At 47.1% G+C, this 17,846-nt stretch carries 18 protein-coding genes; 9 read left to right on the top strand and 9 right to left on the bottom strand.

Features of this window, described 5'->3' with window-relative positions:
* Positions 1 to 8: 8 nt before the first annotated feature.
* Positions 9 to 1,736, top strand: coding sequence for a RagB/SusD family nutrient uptake outer membrane protein (locus BT112_RS12340; protein WP_072317686.1), 1,728 nt, complete (start codon positions 9 to 11; stop codon positions 1,734 to 1,736).
* A 95-nt stretch (positions 1,737 to 1,831) separates the two neighbouring features.
* The gene (locus tag BT112_RS12335; RefSeq protein WP_072317685.1) at positions 1,832 to 2,968 is read left to right on the top strand and encodes an alkaline phosphatase; all 1,137 of its coding nucleotides are present in this window, start codon (positions 1,832 to 1,834) and stop codon (positions 2,966 to 2,968) included.
* A gap of 226 nt (positions 2,969 to 3,194) precedes the next feature.
* On the opposite strand, the gene BT112_RS12330 is transcribed toward BT112_RS12335, so the two are convergent.
* From BT112_RS12330 to BT112_RS12320, 3 genes are all read right to left on the bottom strand, one after another.
* On the bottom strand, positions 3,195 to 3,443 hold the full coding sequence (locus BT112_RS12330) for an Ada metal-binding domain-containing protein (RefSeq protein ID WP_072317684.1): 249 nt from the start codon (positions 3,441 to 3,443) through the stop codon (positions 3,195 to 3,197).
* A 2-nt stretch (positions 3,444 to 3,445) separates the two neighbouring features.
* The gene (locus tag BT112_RS12325; protein WP_072317683.1) at positions 3,446 to 4,159 is read right to left on the bottom strand and encodes a 2OG-Fe(II) oxygenase; all 714 of its coding nucleotides are present in this window, start codon (positions 4,157 to 4,159) and stop codon (positions 3,446 to 3,448) included.
* Positions 4,160 to 4,271: 112 nt separating this feature from the next.
* Complete coding sequence (locus tag BT112_RS12320; protein WP_072317682.1) at positions 4,272 to 5,114, bottom strand: bifunctional helix-turn-helix domain-containing protein/methylated-DNA--[protein]-cysteine S-methyltransferase; 843 nt, start codon at positions 5,112 to 5,114, stop codon at positions 4,272 to 4,274.
* A gap of 194 nt (positions 5,115 to 5,308) precedes the next feature.
* Between BT112_RS12320 and BT112_RS12315 the strand changes: the two genes are divergently transcribed.
* Complete coding sequence (locus BT112_RS12315; RefSeq protein ID WP_083564908.1) at positions 5,309 to 5,593, top strand: zinc-binding dehydrogenase; 285 nt, start codon at positions 5,309 to 5,311, stop codon at positions 5,591 to 5,593.
* A 65-nt stretch (positions 5,594 to 5,658) separates the two neighbouring features.
* Here the strand turns inward: BT112_RS12315 and BT112_RS12310 are convergent, their stop codons facing one another.
* The 3 genes from BT112_RS12310 to BT112_RS12300 form a co-directional block, all read right to left on the bottom strand.
* Positions 5,659 to 6,477 carry a siderophore-interacting protein gene (locus BT112_RS12310; protein ID WP_072317681.1) on the bottom strand — a complete coding sequence of 273 codons (819 nt, stop codon included), beginning with the start codon at positions 6,475 to 6,477 and terminating at the stop codon, positions 5,659 to 5,661.
* Between the two features lie 19 nt (positions 6,478 to 6,496).
* On the bottom strand, positions 6,497 to 6,847 hold the full coding sequence (locus BT112_RS12305; protein ID WP_072317680.1) for a DUF6176 family protein: 351 nt from the start codon (positions 6,845 to 6,847) through the stop codon (positions 6,497 to 6,499).
* A gap of 87 nt (positions 6,848 to 6,934) precedes the next feature.
* The gene (locus BT112_RS12300; protein ID WP_072317679.1) at positions 6,935 to 7,600 is read right to left on the bottom strand and encodes a class I SAM-dependent methyltransferase; all 666 of its coding nucleotides are present in this window, start codon (positions 7,598 to 7,600) and stop codon (positions 6,935 to 6,937) included.
* A 104-nt stretch (positions 7,601 to 7,704) separates the two neighbouring features.
* On the opposite strand from BT112_RS12300, the gene BT112_RS12295 reads away from it, so the two are divergent.
* The gene (locus tag BT112_RS12295) at positions 7,705 to 8,694 is read left to right on the top strand and encodes a helix-turn-helix transcriptional regulator (RefSeq protein WP_072317678.1); all 990 of its coding nucleotides are present in this window, start codon (positions 7,705 to 7,707) and stop codon (positions 8,692 to 8,694) included.
* A gap of 12 nt (positions 8,695 to 8,706) precedes the next feature.
* On the opposite strand, the gene BT112_RS12290 is transcribed toward BT112_RS12295, so the two are convergent.
* The 3 genes from BT112_RS12290 to BT112_RS12280 all read right to left on the bottom strand — a co-directional run bounded on the left by BT112_RS12290 (position 8,707) and on the right by BT112_RS12280 (position 11,553).
* On the bottom strand, positions 8,707 to 9,288 hold the full coding sequence (locus tag BT112_RS12290) for a DUF1572 family protein (RefSeq protein WP_072317677.1): 582 nt from the start codon (positions 9,286 to 9,288) through the stop codon (positions 8,707 to 8,709).
* A gap of 504 nt (positions 9,289 to 9,792) precedes the next feature.
* Positions 9,793 to 10,140, bottom strand: a complete 348-nt coding sequence (locus tag BT112_RS12285; RefSeq protein WP_072317676.1) for a nuclear transport factor 2 family protein — start codon at positions 10,138 to 10,140, stop codon at positions 9,793 to 9,795.
* Positions 10,141 to 10,158: 18 nt separating this feature from the next.
* A complete protein-coding gene (locus BT112_RS12280) occupies positions 10,159 to 11,553 on the bottom strand; it encodes a GNAT family N-acetyltransferase (RefSeq protein WP_072317675.1) in 1,395 nt (464 codons plus the stop codon).
* A 195-nt stretch (positions 11,554 to 11,748) separates the two neighbouring features.
* Here BT112_RS12280 and BT112_RS12275 point away from each other — a divergent pair, with 195 nt between their 5' ends.
* The 5 genes from BT112_RS12275 (at position 11,749) to BT112_RS12255 (ending at position 17,813) form a co-directional block, all read left to right on the top strand.
* Positions 11,749 to 13,170: an aminotransferase-like domain-containing protein gene (locus BT112_RS12275; protein WP_072317674.1), complete on the top strand. Its 1,422-nt coding sequence runs from the start codon at positions 11,749 to 11,751 to the stop codon at positions 13,168 to 13,170.
* 230 nt (positions 13,171 to 13,400) lie between these two features.
* Positions 13,401 to 13,577: a histone H1 gene (locus BT112_RS12270; RefSeq protein WP_072317673.1), complete on the top strand. Its 177-nt coding sequence runs from the start codon at positions 13,401 to 13,403 to the stop codon at positions 13,575 to 13,577.
* A gap of 327 nt (positions 13,578 to 13,904) precedes the next feature.
* A complete protein-coding gene (locus BT112_RS12265; protein ID WP_072317672.1) occupies positions 13,905 to 14,366 on the top strand; it encodes a (2Fe-2S)-binding protein in 462 nt (153 codons plus the stop codon).
* An 18-nt stretch (positions 14,367 to 14,384) separates the two neighbouring features.
* On the top strand, positions 14,385 to 16,547 hold the full coding sequence (locus tag BT112_RS12260; RefSeq protein ID WP_072317671.1) for a xanthine dehydrogenase family protein molybdopterin-binding subunit: 2,163 nt from the start codon (positions 14,385 to 14,387) through the stop codon (positions 16,545 to 16,547).
* Between the two features lie 171 nt (positions 16,548 to 16,718).
* Positions 16,719 to 17,813, top strand: coding sequence for a Gfo/Idh/MocA family protein (locus BT112_RS12255; protein WP_072317670.1), 1,095 nt, complete (start codon positions 16,719 to 16,721; stop codon positions 17,811 to 17,813).
* Positions 17,814 to 17,846: the final 33 nt, after the last annotated feature.

Raw genomic sequence — 17,846 nt, 5'->3', positions numbered from 1 at the left:
GAAAGACCATGAAAAATAAATTCATCATAGCACTGTTAACCATAAGTTCCCTTATCGGGGCAAGCTGTACCGATCTCGAAGAAGAGGTCCTGGACGAATCCCTTACCGGGAGCGGGCAATCGGAAGCCATCAGCGGGGCCATTGCACCTGCTTACGGACTGATGCCACAGACCTTCCGGCATACCCGTTACTTCGGGCTGCAACTCATTCCGTCGGACGAAGCCATTCTCCCGGCACGTGGCGGGGACCAATGGTACGACGGGGGGCGCTTCCTCGAACTGCACACCCATAAGACCACCGCAAGCAACGGTCTTGTAGGTGATGCCTGGAACTACCTGACCACCAACATATCGCGGACCGTAACCGCTATAGAAGTCCTTACGCCACTGGCAGAAACCAATACCGAAGCACAGGAAGCCCTGTACGAAATGAAAGCGTTGCGGGCATACCTGAATATGCTGATGCTCGACAGCTGGGGGATCGCCTTTAAAAAAGAATCGTCTTCCGAAATGTCGGAAATCCTGCGTACACAGGATGCCATAGCGTATATCGAAAGCGAATTTACATCTGTTGTAGATGTTATTAATACCGATAAGGGCCCCGGCAGGATGACACAGGCCGCAGTGTGGGGGTTCCTTGCCAAACTGCACCTCAATGCTGCCGTGTACCGCGATCCCTACGGTACACCCAGCTTCACTACCGAAGATATGGACAAGGTTATCGAGTATACGGACCACATCATCAACTCGGGTGATTTCGTGATCTCTCCGGAGTATTTCGACCTGTTCAACGACGATAATCACGATAACAAGGAACTCATTTTTGCACTCGACCAGCGCGGTATACTGAATAACGACCACAGCCGCTGGGCATACTGGTCTATTTCCGGGTCCATGTTTCCACGCCCGGAATACCCCAACGCAGATGGAACGGACGGACCGGCCATTACCCCGGATTTTTACCGGACCTGGACCGAGGCCTATGGCAACGTTGACCCTGCAGAGGCCGATGCCCGTTTTTACCAGAAGAACGTGGCAGTACCTGCGGCCTTTGAAGACCTTACCGGCTATACCCCGCAGAACGACCAGGACCGTTATCTCTGTGTCGCAGCCGAAGATTTTGAAATCGACCGCGGGATCCTCAGGGGAACACCATGGGCACCACGTAAAGACGCAGACGGGAATTTCTACACCTGCGACGGCGGGTATCGTATCTATGCCGTGGGCGAAAGAAGAGAAGCCAGTATGGAATATTACGTAAACCACACGCTCGATATCGACTTTACCGGCAACAACGGTTATGCCAGCGGGTACCGCGTGTCCAAATACCAGTTTAGCCATACCTCGGATAACGGTAATAATTACAGCAGCGTAGACCTCGTACTACTGCGCTATGCGGAGATCTACCTGATGCGGGCCGAAGCCAGACTGCGAAAAGGAGATAACGCCGGGGCCCTGGCCGATGTAAACCTTATGCGAAGCGCCCGTACGGCCCGCGCCCCCATCCCGGCAGCACTACAGGCCATAGATCTGGATATCATGTACCGCGAACGCGGTTTTGAACTGTACTGGGAAATGTCCAGGCGTACCGATATGATCCGCTTCGGGCGCTATGAGGACCGATGGACGGAAAAAACGGATACGGATGTGCGCCACCGTTTGTTCCCCATACCACAGGCAGCCATAGACGGGTCCTCGAATGCCCCGGGATACCTGGAACAAAACCCCGGCTATTAATATTATCATTAAATGTTTTTACTGTTTCCTATACACGATGCGGCAGGAGCTATGCCCTGCCGTATCCTTTTTTTTCATTAAAACCTGTATACATTATGCCATACCTCTTCAAGACTTTTGCACTCGCCTCCATAAGCATGCTTACCCTGGGATGCCAATCGCCCGGAAATAAAGAAAATACCGAAACCAACCCGACTCCCGCTACCGAAGCCCCGTTGAGCATCATTCTTATGATCGGTGATGGTATGGGACTGTCTCAGGTATCCTCGGCCTCCTATTTTAAAGACACGGTTTCCAACTTCGAACGCTTCCCCGTTACGGGACTCAGCAAAACCTCGTGTACCAGCCATCGTATTACAGACTCCGCCGCAGGGGCTACTGCGCTGTCTACAGGCGAAAAGACGTATAAAAAAGCGATCGGGGTATCCGCAGACACTGTAGCATTGCCTACCATACTCGAGCTTCTGAAAGCGAAAGATTATCGTACCGGGCTCATAAGTCTTACCGCTATTACCCATGCCACACCCGCCGCTTTCTACGCCCATGTGGAAAACCGCGATATGCATGAGGCCATTGCCCTGGACATGATGAAAGCCCAGGTCGATTTCTTTGCCGGGGCAGGCCTGAAATATTTTACCGAAAGGGAAGATGGAAAAAACCTGTATGCCGGGCTACGGGACCTGGGATACCATATGGACTCTACCGGTATGGCTACCGTAGACCCCGCCGTACGAAACGGTTTCTTACTGGCCCCGGAGAGCATGCCATCCAAAACACAGGGAAGAGGCGATTTTCTGCCGGAAGCCACCGCCAAAGCCCTCGGGTATTTCGAAGAAAACGACAAACCCTTCTTTCTTATGGTCGAAGGATCGTATATCGACTGGGGCGGACATGCCAAAGACCCGGAAATGATGGTACAGGAAGTCCTCGATTTCGACAAGACCATAGGTGTGGCCCTCGACTACGTAAACACCCATCCCAACACGCTGCTCATCGTCACGGCAGACCACGAAACCGGAGGTGCCGCCGTAGGTAAATACTACGATACGGACAGCAACACCGGGAAAAAAACAGAAGACCCGGACAAGGTCGCAGTGTACTTTATCACCGACCAGCATACCGGAACACACGTACCGGTCTTTGCAACAGGAAAAGGAAAAGAACTGTTTTCCGGGATCTACGAGAACAACGAGATCTTTCACAAAATGATGAAAGCCGCAGCTATGCACTAACCCCTGTTTATTTTTATAAGATGTTTCCGGAAAAGCCCTGTGTATAAGCAGGGCTTTTGGTGGTGCGACGTGCCAGTATGCGCTTACTCCGGCACTTTGAAAATCAGGAATATTTAAGCAACTTTTCCAAATAATTGTCGGCTTCTCTTTGATTAAAACAATTGGCCATAATAGTTTACCACTACGTCTCTTTGGCAATCAATTTTTTGTGTTGTCTGTGATGCCATCAAATAGTTCCATTCTTCTTCCATCTCTGATATTTTTCCCTGAAGCAATGTCCGCATGGACGAAAACCATTTTCTTTTGCTTCCTTTTCCGATAAAAAGAAAATCCTGTTTTCCCGTTTCATTTTCTTTCCCGAAGTACATGACAAAGTGCCGTAAATTTTCAGTTTACGATTGCCACCAAAACAAATTTTCTGTTGTTTGATTTTACTTCGCAAGTCGATGTCGGATATCTCACTATGTCTTATCATTGCTAACTGATGGCATCGTGAAAGATAATGCCTAAAGTGTAACGTTCTCCGCTATGTACTTTGCTTACACCGTGTTTCATATTTACCCGGTAATAACCTTTTTCACCTTTTTCAGGTTTAAAATTGGTTGTAAAAATCAACATATCACCTTTCTTTGGTTTCAACACGATTGCTTTGGATTGCGCTCTTGGAATTTGCTGTGTCAATACAAATTCTCCACCTGTAAAATCCTGGTCGGGTTCGTTCAAAAACAAGACGATCTGTATCGGAAAATAAATTTCACCATACAGATCCTGATGTAATGTATTGAAACCTCCTTTACCATATTTCAATATCAGAACAGTCGCTTTCCGCTGCCCGTTTTGATGACATTGTTGCAGCAATTCTGCATGTTCCAATGGAAACTGTTTATTCATATTCAACACCCTAAACCAGGTATTGGCAACAGGTAAAAGGTACGGATAAATTTTTGTTCTGATTTGCTGGATAACCTCGGGTAACGGATAATTGAAATACTTGTATTCGCCCGAACCGAAACGGTAACGCTCCATAACTACCGTTTTTCTGTAAGCGTCCTGGCTGTAGTATTCCGATTTAAGTATTTCGCATTGTTCAGCCGATAACAGGTTTGGAATAATTGCATAACCATTGGTGTGCATTGTTTCGGTTATGTTTTGCCAATCTGTATTTTCTATTCTTTGGATAATATCCTTCATTATACTCTTTAGTTGGTTTTTAATACGGATAACCACAATCGGATTTGGTCAGATTATCCAAATTTGTCGGGCATCACCAATATTTCTTATCCATATCCATAACACCATAACGTTACAGATTTATTTTTGCCTGCTCCCAGCCTATTATGGCTGTTTTTCGTATGGTCCCCCAACGATACCCGGTAAATTTGCCCGAAGCCTGTATAATACGGTGGCACGGAATTAGAAATGCAATAGGATTGCTTCCGATGGCTGTTCCTACTGCTCTCGAAGCACTTGAATTGCCGATTTGTTCGGCAATGTTGCCATACGTAGACAATTGGCCCATTGGAACTTTTAAAAGCGTTTCCCAAACCTTCAACTGAAAATCAGTGCCTTTTAAATGTAGTCTTATTTCGTTGGGTTTGCTCCAGTCATTTTGAAAAACGAATAAAGCGTTTTGTTGTAACAAGTCTAATTTTCGTTGAAATACGGCATTGGGAAATTTGGATTTAAGGTCGTTCAACGCTTTTTCTTCTTCATCTTCAAATGCCATATAACAAACACCTTTTAGTGTAGATGCAACAATTAGATTACCAAAAGGACTTTCCGTAAAACTATAATTGATGAAAAGATTTTTGCCCCCGTTTTTATATTCGGCAGGTGTCATTCCCTCAATGTTTACAAATAAATCGTGTAACCGTCCCGTACCTGAAAGCCCTGTTTCAAAAGCGGTGTCCAGAAGTGTGGCCCGTTGGCTGATCAGCAATCTTTTGGCATGTTCAATGCTGATGTACTGTAAAAACTTTTTGGGTGTCGTTCCTGCCCATTCACTGAACAAACGTTGAAAATGAAACGGGCTTAAATGTACTTGTTCCGCAATTTCGTCAAGGTTGGGTTGTGCTTTGAAATTGGTTTTTATATACTCTATTGCTCCGGCAATTCTGTGATAATTAATTTGTTGTTGTTCGTTCATCGCTCTGAATTTATATTGCAAATGTCACAACTAAATCGCTGTTATAAAATCCGAAACTTGCTAAATTCTGCCTGTCGGGTACTGTGGGGCAGAATTACGGTGTGGTCTTTTGTAAAGTTGGTCATAGTCATTTCCCTCATATTCGAATTCGATAATTTTATTAAAACACTCCTTACCGATAAGGCGGCGACACGATCGACAAATCGCTGTACGTAACCAAAACAGGCGGAACCATCATCAGTATTCCCACAGGGCTGAACGAAACCGTTACGGAAAAGGCTGCTGAAATCGGGGCAAAAGGCTATACCATGCTGGTCCGTTCTTCCGGAGAGGATATGCAGGCGATAGCCGGAATGCTCGGAGAAGATAAGCTAAAAGCGCATCTGGATAAAGTTTATCCTTTTGAAAGCATGGCCGAAGCCCATACCCATGTGGAAAGTGGCAGAACTGTAGGTAAGGTTACCCTATTTCTGGAATGACTAAAAAAGCCATGGGCAGATCCTATACGCCCGGCTGCCCGTGAAAATTATTCCCTATACCGGGATCAGACATCTTTCTCTGCCCTGCGGTCGTCCTGAGACCGGTCTTCGGACACTCCCGATTTCCAGTACGAGTAGGCATAGAGCTCTTCCCGCTCCCACAACAATTCTTTTCGGAGGTAGGTACGGATTTGTTTTACGGAAGAGAATTCGGCAGCCACATACGCAAATCTCGACGACTTCCAGAGGGACTGTTGCCGCACGACTTCGGGAAGACGGCTTCCACGTTGGGGATAGGGATTGTGCAACCACACAAACCTGATATCTGCCCTGGTCTGCAGAGGTTGCTCATCTTCTTTGCCGTGAACTTCCAGAATGCAAATTCCCTGCGCGTCCGGAGGCAGCGTTTCGAGAATACTGCCCAATACGGGAATTCCCGTTGCATCCCCTACAAGGAGATAATGAGCGGCAGCAGGATAAAGTGTGCTTCTACCGTTTTTCATAAGAATTCCCAACCGATCTCCTTTTTGTGCACGGATTGCCCAGGCCGATGCCGGCCCTTCATCGCCATGAACGACAAAGTCGATCCATATTTCATGATGTTCCGGATCTATTCCGCGGTGTGTGTAGGTACGGACCGAGGGGTGGACTGCTTCATCCGGATGGAGCCACTCTCCTTTTTCGCTGTCGAATTCCGGAAAACAGACTTCCTTTACACCCGGCGGCGGGATCAGTATCTTATTATTTATCCCTACCGTGGTATTGGCTATCAGCGGAACGTCTTTTCCGGTAAAATAGACACGAAGATAATGCGGTGTTATATAGGTTTTACGGCTTACGGTAAATACCGACCTGATGATATCGGGGACAGCTGGTTTGTTCATCACCTTTTTTTATAATTAATTACGGTTTGTTAACATGGAACAGGGCTTCCTGTACTACATGGTTCTCCATATCGATACATTCGGCAAAAAACCTGAAATGTCTTATATCCGCAGAGCGGTTTCCGGAACTGACAGCCCTATGGCCCCGGAACGGATTTTCCGAATTCATATAGTAATAGACATAATAATGCCCGGCTTCTTCGGACAGAAAAACGGATTCGGCAAAGATTTCCGCCTCACCTATCCCTTCAATGATCTCTCCCCGGTTTTTGGGTTCGTTAAGATACTGCATCCACTCATAAAAGCGGGTTAGTTTGCCTTTTTTTAACGGAAAACGTACGAGACGGACTTCCTGCTGTTTTGTATTCATCCTTTTTACGAACTTATGATACCTGATATTTCCCCTGTCCGGTACTTAAAACATCAGGACAGGGCATAATAAACAATCTATTTTCGGTTATAGCGAAGCCTTCTGTGCTTTAACGATCCGGAATTTCCGGTCGGTTACTGTCCCGGCATTACTGCGGACCTGTTCGTTAAAAACCCGGGAAGTGATACCGGAGAAGCCATGCTTGTGAAGTAATTCTTCCAGTTCTGTATTACCGTATAACCTAAAACGATCATCTACGAAAGGAAGATCCTCCATAGACAAACGGTCTACTACGGCACAATAAAAACTCCTTCCCGGTGCCAGTACCCGGTAGATCTCGCGCAACTGCAATTCGGGGTTTTCCCAGAAATATACGGTGTTTACAGTAAAAATCATGTCAAAAAAAGCAGTGTCATAGGGTAATTGTATACCATCGGTACGATCAAATACAGCCATTCCTTCGCGTACATGGCTCATGTTATTTGCAGTGGCCTGTGCTACCATTACTGCAGAGGTATCAGCCCCGTAATAGGTGAGCATGGGTTGCTTCTGGTATAACATTTTCAGGTGCTTCCCGCTCCCGAAACCTATTTCGAGGACGCGGTCGCAGGGTAAAATATCCATTTGTGCCACGGTTTTACGGATCATATTACCGTTGGTACGGAACATCTGCTCTCCCACGGCGATCCCCTCTGCTCCGTCAGGGCACTTTAACTGTGCCGCCAGCGTATGAAATTCGTTTATTTCGGACATATCAATTTAGATTTATTCTAAATAATTATCTTTGTACAAATTTGGTACATTCCCGTACATTTCGTTTACAATTGCGGGATGTTTTTTTATAAAATAAGGAGCATATGCGATTCAGTTTAAGAACATCCGACCTGCAGGAGCTTATTTACGAAAGGGAGCTTGCTCCCGATTACCAGGTTTTGTCAGGGATGGCCGAAACGGAGTTTGGTTTTGACATGGTCTCGGGAAACGGCCGCTACAGGGAATTATGGTTTGAAGGCATTCATATCACCTATGGGGTTTCCCATACCATACACGACATCAAACTCAAAGCAGATTGTGACACACCGGTTATAGAAATGCACTTTGCCATATCCGGATCGAGCAGTGCCGGAAGTTCGGGAAACCCTGCTTCCTGGGCCACCTTTAACCGCGGAGAACACAACCTGTTTTACATGCCTTATTTCGACGGTTACTTTTACCATCCCCGCCAAAAGGAGCCTTCCGAAATGCTGGAAATACACCTTTCGGAAAAATTCCTCAAGCGGGTCACCGAAGGTCATTCTCAACTGACGGACCGCTTCCTCGCTGCTGTAGAAAATAAAAGGGCTTCTTTTCTCCACGGGAAGAACCGTAAGATCACTCCCGAAATGCAGATGGTACTTCACCAGATTATCCATTGCGATAAAAAAGGAACGCTCAAACGTTTTTATATCGAGGCCAAAGTTCTGGAATTACTCATGCTGCAACTTGAAGACTACCATTCGGGTATCGCCCATCCGGAAATACTGTTAAGGAGCGATGTCGAAAAACTGCATCACGTAAAAACCATGCTCGAAACTAACTTTGAAGATCATTATTCGCTACCCACCCTTGCCCGATACTCCGGTATGAACGAATTTAAGCTCAAAAAAGGTTTCAAATCGCTTTTCGGGACCACGGTATTCGGCTATTTAAGGGACATCCGGCTCCGGGAAGCCTACAGGCAACTGCTGGACGGGCAAAGCACCATACAGGAAATAGCCGAATATTGTGGCTACAGCACTCCGCAGTACTTCACCACGGCTTTCCGCAGGAAATACGGGATATCGCCGGGCAGGCTCAGGAACGGGTAACGCATAATCAGCTCAGGAATGACCGGAAGCATCATGCTCCCCGGTATCCGTAAAAAATCTCTTTGCCCTTTCCTTCCGGAACTTGTCCCGGTTGTAATCCGCCGAGGCATTCCTGGCTATGCTCAGGGTATGCCAGTGGTTACCGGATTGCATTTTGGCGATATACACGATCTGCCCGATATGATAGGGTACATGCGCGAGTTGCCTGTTTATTGCTTCCGTAACCGTGTGGCCCTCGTTGCGGATGTAAACTGTTTTGTCGAGATCGGCAGGTCCGAGATCTCCTATGGCACCAAGAAGACAGTGCCAGCCGGCTTCCCAGGCCTGCATCAATATCTCCCTGCTCCCGAAAGTATCCGTAAATTCACCGTCACGGTCACGCCATTCCTTCTCTCCGTCCGAAGTGAGGAAATCCGTCCACCGCGAACGCATATTGCCCGACAGGTGTTTTACAATAACAGCAATATTATTCGACGTCTCGTCGGGCTGATAGAACAAGGCCGGGTCCGGGACCTGTTCCATGGCTTTCTCTCCCAGCTTTTTATAGTACTCAAAAAGTTTCCGTACACTTTCCAGATAATTACTTTCTTCCATATTTCCCTGGTTTAGAGTTTATACTTCTATTGAAATGCGGCCTGCCCCGTAGCATTTAAAGATACTAAACTACGCTCACCTGAAATACACAGGTTGAGACAAGCTGTAAAATTGATATACCGGTTACTCGTCATCAGGTTATTAAGACAACGATCTAACCACTCCGTGACTTCACCATCCCCTCCCTTAAATCCGGGACTTCGTTATACTCCGGCGGAGAGCCGGAGCACGCAGCCGCCCCGGGCTCATAAAAAATCAAAGATCCTATACGGGTAGTCAATAACTGAATGCCCAAATAGGTCTGATACCCCATAACCAATTACGAACTAACCCACTAAATAACTCCATCACTTGACCCAACCCAGTCGGATCATAGCTTTTTCAGAAGCTAAAGCGGATACACTGAAGTATATAGGTTTAACTTCGAACATAACCTCCAAATTCCAAAACATCAACTCCGGATAAAACCGAATACGATGTTATCCCGGGACCAGGGCATGAATATCACGGGGCATAATGGGCATACACCTCCCGCACTTTTCCCTCGCGGTCAAAAATCATACATTCCGCAGATTTCAGATGCCGGATACTGGTATAATACAGCACTACGGAATCTACTCCCTTCAGCGCCTTGTGCAGGGTAAAACAGAGCCCGGGATACTTTTGCAAAGCCATCGAAAAATATTCTCTTAACGCCTCTTTTCCGCTAATATGACCTTTGCCTTCCGGGCTTAGCTCTGCAGCAACAGGGGAATAAAACGAAACATCGTCGGCATAATGTGCCATGATGGCGTCGAGGTTATGGCTGTTCCAGGCTTCCAGCCATACCGTTGTAAAATTTTCATGTATCATTGCTGTCTTGATTTCAGGTTAAAGTTTTATTTCGAACAGGGCTACTTCTATATTCTTATAATGCTGCTGCAGTCCTTTGGTTTCCACTATTTTTCGCGTACCGACAAGATCGAATCCCGATTTGCGGTAATACGCTGTCAATCTTTCGCTTCCCGACCAGGTATCCAGACGGATGGTACGGACATTGCACCTGACTGCTTCTTCTATCATCCACGCTTTTACGATACCGAACAAGCCCTTACCGCGAAAATCCGGATGTACCGTCAAACGATGTATATACACCGATTTGTCTTCCGGGGTATCTTCCCAGATGACAGGTTCGTTATACACGATAGAAAAAACAGCTGCCATACGATGGCCCGACATGATCTTGTAATGCCCTCTGCGACGTATTTCTCCCAGCACGTCATCGGCTGTAAAATCGGGCCAGTACACTTCTCCCCGGAGTTTTTGCAAGGCAATACCCGCCCTGTACAGTTCCAGGACCTCAGGAACATCACCGGGTTTTGTATGTACTATCCTGAATTTCTTCCGGCGCAGCGCAGCATGGACCAGGTAAACCCCGAAAAGTATAAGTACGGCAGCTACAGCACTGTTTACGGAGATCTTTTCCCCGAGAAAAGCCCATCCCAGCAGAATAGCCACCAGGGGATTGATATAGGTGTGAATGGTAACCTGTTCCAGCGGGAGATAGGTCACCGCATATACATAGGCCATAAACCCGATAAGGGACCCGAAAATTATTAGGTACAACATCGCCCAGGCCACAGCCGGGGTCACAGGGGGCAGTGCCATCCGGTTTTCCGTAGCCAGACTGAGGAGTAACAGAAAAATTCCTCCGCTAAGCAGTTGTATGGCTGTATTGAATACAGGACCGGTGGCAGACCGGTTCTTTTTACTTATCATACTTCCTGCAGCCCAGAATACTGTACAACAAAAAGCGACCAGCAGGCCCAAAGTATACGACCGGTCCGCCAACCGCGGCAGGCTGTCTCCGAAAATAAGCAAAACACCCACAAAACCGGTAACGATCCCGGCAATTCCGGCCTTCGGGAATACTTCTCTTTTTTCGACAAACAGGTTATACCCCACCACATATACGGGTACAAGTGCAAAGAGTATAGCGATGATCCCCGTAGGCACGTATTGTTCTACCCATCCGAGCAGCCCGTTTCCCAGGCCTACCATGAATATTCCGGGAAGTACCTGGGGCCTCACGGTTTTACGTGAAAACGAAATATCCTTTCTCCGGAAAAACCACATCCCCAGTAAGAGTAACAGTCCGGCCGAAGTATGGCGAATACCCAGGAAAGCAAAAGGCGGAAAATGATCTATCCCGATCTTTATGGCAAAATAAGTGGTTCCCCACACTATACATACCAGCAACAGTGCTATATAAGCCTTTGTTTTCATTGGTTATCTTCTGTTTTTTAGTATTCTCACCGGTCATAACATCCCCGGACAACCTATCGCGGGGCCGGTAAATGTGTTAACGCACATTTCCCAGCCGTCCTTTAAACGATTTGATTTTTCAAAAATAATAGCGTTTTTAATTCAAAAACAGATTCAGATTTATAATTTTACAGCATAACAGATGACACCATATCCATGAAAAGCGACCCTTTTTTATACCAGGACATCGCACGGCAGCTCGAAACACTTATTTTGTCCGGAGCTTTGCGCATCGGCGAACGCTTACCTTCGGTACGGCAACTGAGCAAAGAAAAGAAAGTGAGCATCAGCAGTGTGTATAAGGCCTATATAGAACTGGAAAGCAGAGGGTTGGTGGAAGCCCGGCCAAAATCGGGTTATTACGTCCGGTTCAGTACCAAACAGATCCAAAAGATCACACATATCAGGCAACAGGCAGTAACCCGCCGTCAGAAAGTTAAATCGCTCCAGGAAGAAGTTTATGTACCGCTCAGCGATCCTACGCTGATCAAACTTTCCATCAATAAGCCCGATACCTCCATACTACCGGTAACCAAGCTGAAAAATTCCCTGTTGCACACTGTTCGCGAACGGCCGGACAGGCTGGTCAACTACAACAATCTCCAGGGCGATGAGGAACTTCGCAGACAGATAGCGAGGATATCCTATGCTGCAGGCCTGCTGTTGTATCCGGACGATATCATTACCACCTCCGGTTGCCTGGAAGCCATACACTATGCACTTCTGGCTACCACCAGCCCCGGCGATACCGTGGCCATAGAAAGTCCTACCTATTTCGGCCTGCTTAAGGCCATAGAAGCCCACGGCCGTATCCCGGTAGAAGTACTTACCGATCCGGTAACGGGAATAGATATTCCCAGCCTGGAAACCTGTATTACACAGCACCATGTCAAGGCCTGTATTGTAACCAGTAGTTTTTCAAATCCCACGGGGGCCCATCTTACCGAAGAGAAGCGAAAGGCCCTGGTTGCCCTGGTGACCCGTAAGGATATTGTGCTTATCGAAGATGATATTTACGGCGAACTCCATTTTGATCCTCACCGCCTGAATGCCTGTAAGGCTTATGACCTGCAGCAAAATGTGATCTTGTGTTCTTCCTTTTCCAAATCTGTTGCTCCGGGATATCGCGTAGGCTGGCTTATCGCGGGAAAATACCGGAGTGAGATTTTCGAATACAAGATGAACCACTCCGTAACAACGGCTTCCGTTACCGAAATGGCCATGGCCCATTTTCTGAAAAACGGCAGGTACGACCTGCATATAAGACAACTCAGAAAAGATCTTCATACCCAATGCCTGCAATACCTCCAGGCCATTTACGAATATTTTCCCGGCCCTATTGAAGTCTCTGCCCCGAAAGGGGGTTTTGTGATCTGGGTAGCGCTCCCGATGGGATGTGACAGTGTAAAACTCTACCGGAAACTGATAAAAAAGAAGATCAGTATTGCCCCCGGACAATTGTTTTCTCAAAAGCTGGATCTCAGAACGTATTTCAGGGTCAGTTTCGGTTCTCCTTTTACCCCCGAGATCGACGATGCCCTGAAGCAGATAGGAGCCACATTACAACAAATGATCTGATTTCCGTACCGTTACCGGGCAAATACTTCTACGATCGGCGATGATGTCGGAAATGTCTATTCTACCCTCCCGAAACCTGCCCGATATGCCTTTTCATACCCCAAACAGATACCAGTTGCCCTAAAAAACGTGTTATCTGTCGTAAATACTGCAAATACACAGGCTTTCTATGCTACTCATGTTTTCAAAATTATTTATTTTCGCCTCTCATTGTATAAATTCAAATTCAAATGAAAGAGTTATTAGAAAAAATCCAAACAGAGATTGAAACGTTCAACACTGAAGCGCAGGCTCAGGTGGAAAAAGGAAACAAGGCTGCAGGAACAAGAGCTCGTAAAGCTGCCCTGGAGATCAGCAAGCTTATGAAAGATTTCCGTAAAGTATCTTTGGAAGAGTCTAAAAAGTAATTTTTTGACCTGCAGTATACCCGGAAATACAATCGCACCGGATTACTGTACTTCAAAGCTTAGAAACAATTCCGGGGCTTTTCGTATAGCTCCGGGATTTTTTTACCTCCTCACTTACCATAAAACCATTAATTTCCTTCAATCCTCCACTTTTTCACTACATGGCTTTATAAAGAGACATCCTGTATTTCGGTCCGGGTGAGGCTATGCTCAACCTGTTAAAAGTGTTAAACAACCCTTAACAAATTCGGGGTAAAGCAAATTATCCGTATCTTATTGGAGCAATTAGAAATACACTGACAAATCATTAACTAAACTAAACTTATTATGCCAGCTTTTAACATTACAGTCAATGGTAAGGCACATACGGTGCATGCCGACAGCGACACCCCGTTGTTGTGGGTGCTGCGTGATGAACTGCAACTGGTGGGTACCAAATTCGGTTGCGGGATCGGACAATGCGGCGCGTGTACCGTGCATGTGGACGGTGAAGCTACCCGAAGTTGTCTGCTAACCATAGGACAGGCCGGGGAACGGAAAATTACAACGATCGAAGGGCTTTCGGAAGACAACTCACATCCGGTACAGCAGGCCTGGAAAGAAATAGATGTTCCGCAATGCGGATATTGCCAGGCCGGACAGATCATGACAGCTTCTGCATTTCTGCACAGCAATCCCAATCCGACAAGCGAAGATATCCGGGGTGCCATGCAGGGAAATATATGCCGGTGTGCCACCTATACACGTATTGAAAAAGCGGTATCTCTTGCCGCAGAAAAAATGAGTTAACCCCAAAACCTGATCCTTATGAAAAACGAAATCACTCTCCCTGCCTTTAGCAGACGCTCTTTCATGCGTACGACTGCACTTGCCGGCGGAGGTCTCCTTATTGGTGTTAACTTCCTGAATTCGTGTAAACCGGAAGCGAAAATGCCCGAAGATATCTCTCAACTGAATTTCAATAATTTTAATGCATACATAAAAATTGCCGACAACGGTAAGGTCACCATTTTCTCTCCCAACCCCGAGATCGGCCAGGGGGTAAAAACGTCCATGCCCATGATCGTCGCCGAAGAACTCGATGTGGCCTGGAAAGACGTTTATGTGGAACAGGCGCCTCTCGATACGAAAAATTTTACCCGCCAGGTAGCCGGGGGAAGCCAGTCCATAAGACACGGATGGGATATTCTCCGACAAACCGGGGCCAATGCCAGGCAGATGCTCATACACGCCGCCGCAAAACAATGGGAGATCTCTCCTGCCGACTGTAAGGTTTCGGAAGGTGTGATCTCCGATAGCAAAGGCAACCAACTGGGATACGGTGATGTGGTAAAGGCTGCTGCTGCCCTCGACATCCAGGACAACGCTCCACTGAAAGATCCGTCTCAATACAAAATCATCGGCAGGGATGCCATTAATGTGGATATCGATAAGATTATCAGTGGCAAACCGCTTTTCGGACTCGATTACAGCAAGCCGGGTATGCACTATGCCTGTGTATTGCGCCCGCCTGCATTTGGCCGTAAACTGGTTTCCTTTGACGATTCCGAAACGAAAAAGGTGACCGGAGTTACCGATGTGTTCCGGTTTGAAGATAAGATCGCCGTGGTAGCCACGAATACCTGGGCGGCAAAAAAAGGTAAAGAAAAGCTACAGGCACGATGGGACGACGAAAAACTGGAGAGTACGGAAGACCACGACCGGATTCTGCTGGGACTCCTGGACGGAAAGGATTTTGAAACACTCCGTGCGGACGGTGATGTTAAAAAAGCATTTGCAGAAGCCGACCGGGTGATCGAACGTACTTACGAATCGCCTTTTCTCCCCCACTCCTGTATGGAACCCATGAATTTCTTTGCCGATGTCACGGACGAGGAGGTAGAACTCACCGGCCCGATACAAACCCCGGAAGGAAGCCAGAAAGCAGTGGCCGAAGCCCTGGGTGTTGATATTGCTAAAGTCCGGGTAAACATGACGCGTATGGGTGGCGGTTTCGGAAGACGACTTATAGGTGATTTTGTACTGGAAGCCGCTAAAATATCGGATGTGGTACGCAAACCGGTAAAATTGTTCTACACCCGCGAGGACGATATGACCTGCGGACAATACCGCCCTGCTATAAAATACAGGATTGCAGCTTCCCTGAAGGATGGAAAAATAACGGGATATCACCTTAAAGAGGCTGCTGTTAACAGTAATATGTATGGTCTTATCCCCAACTTCTTTCCGGCAGGAGCTATCGAAAATTACCAGGTCGATGTGGCCAACTACAAAAGCCACATCACTACCGCACCGTGGCGTGCACCTTATACCAATTTTCTGGCTTTTGCCGAACAGAGTTTCCTGGACGAACTCTTTGAGATTATGGAAACGGACCCGATACAGGCCCGGCTCGACCTACTGGACAACGTAAAAGGTACTACAGACGAAAGGATACAGTATTCGCCGGAACGCATGCAGGAAGTAATCCGTACCGCCGTTACCAAGTCGGGCTGGAATGTCCCTGCTTCTCCGGGAGTTTTCCGTGGGTTTTCTGCCTACTACTGTCACAACAGTCATGTTGCGGAAGTAGTGGATGTTACCATGAACGGAAACGGAATGCCTTCGGTAAAAAAGGTGACCTGCGTCGTAGATTGCGGGATCGTGGTTAACCCTACAGGAGCCAGAAACCAGGTAGAAGGTGGTGTTATTGATGGTATAGGACATGCCATGTATGGCGACCTGTCTTTCGAAAACGGTACCCCGGGAGTAAAAAACTTCGGGGCCTACAGACTTATCCGTATGGAAGAAGCGCCGGAGGTCGACGTTCACTTTATACAGAACGGCCTCTCTCCCACCGGACTCGGGGAACCTGCCTTGCCTCCCGCAGGAGCGGCCCTGGCCAATGCCATAAAAAAAGCTACGGGAAAAAGAATACTGGCACAGCCCTTTACCAAATATCTCGGAACCGAAGAAAAAGTGATCGGTTAAGACTTGAAGCTTTTTCCTGCTCTATAATGTATGAGGTTGTCCGTAGCGACAACCTTTATCCTTATAAATCGGTAACCTGTATTTATTTTCTTTAAAAGAAAGGGCTGTTGATCACATCCTGTTTCCTGTACTTTCACAGCCGTATCGCACGGTCTGTAAACTTTAAATGTCATGATACACAAATTAATATCCGGAGGGGTCTCCTTCTTCATCATCTTTATGCTGTATGTTCCACCCGTTTTCGGACAGGAAAAACTCCTCCGCGTAGCCGTCGCAGGTATGAGCCATGATCATATCCATGTGCTCTTACAGCAATACAAACAAAAAAGGGTTGTTATTACGGGTATAGCGGAACCCGACAAAACACGGATAGCGAATCTCCGTAAACACTATATGCTTCCGGATTCGCTCTTTTATGATACGGTAGCAGAAATGTTAAGCGCTACCAGACCGGATGTGGTACTCGCTTACAACCCCATTTCCGAACATGTTTCCGTAGCGGAAGCCTGTTTGCCGCAAAAGATTCCGTTAATGGTAGAAAAACCTCTGGCCATAACTAATAAGCAGGCCCGGAAGATCTCTGACCTTTCGAAAAGGTACGGTACTCCTGTATTTACAAACTATGAAACTACCTGGTACGGCAGCAATCATGCCCTGAAACAACATCTGGAACAATCGGGTTCGGGACCGTTGAAACGTATGATTGCCAAAGACGGCCACCAGGGTCCGAGGGAAATAGGTTGCAGTGAAATTTTCCTGGACTGGCTCACCGATCCGGAAAAAAACGGTGGCGGGGCACTCATCGATTTCGGGTGTTACGGTGCAAACCTCATGACCTGGCTCATGAACGGGGAACGCCCCGTAGCCGTAACCGCCGTTACACGACAGGTTAAACCCGCTGTATACCCGGATGTAGATGATGATGCCACCATACTGCTCGAATATAAAAACGGGGCTACCGGTATTATAGAAGCTTCCTGGAACTGGCCTTATGGGATAAAGAGTTTTGAAGTCTACGGAACACAACTGTCGCTCCATGCCACGGACGCCAATACGCTCATCAGGGCCGAAAGCATAGAAAATGTGCAGAAACTACAGGTTTCCGATGCGTATTTTAAAGACCAGATCGCCTATCTCGAAGCCGTATTTACGGGAGAAGCGGTTACAAAAAATGACCTTTCTTCATTGGAAAACAACCTTATCGTTGTCGAAATCCTGCAGGCCGCCCGTCAATCGGCAAAAGAAGGAAAGCGTATCGTACTGTAAACAGCCGTTTCTGTTTTTTGGCTTTGAGGATCA

It is taken from the genome of Sinomicrobium oceani (assembly GCF_900119185.1).
Lineage (GTDB): Bacteria > Bacteroidota > Bacteroidia > Flavobacteriales > Flavobacteriaceae > Sinomicrobium > Sinomicrobium oceani.
The sequence above is the reverse complement of the archived record's forward strand: the minus strand, read 5'-3'. Positions and strand labels throughout refer to the sequence as shown.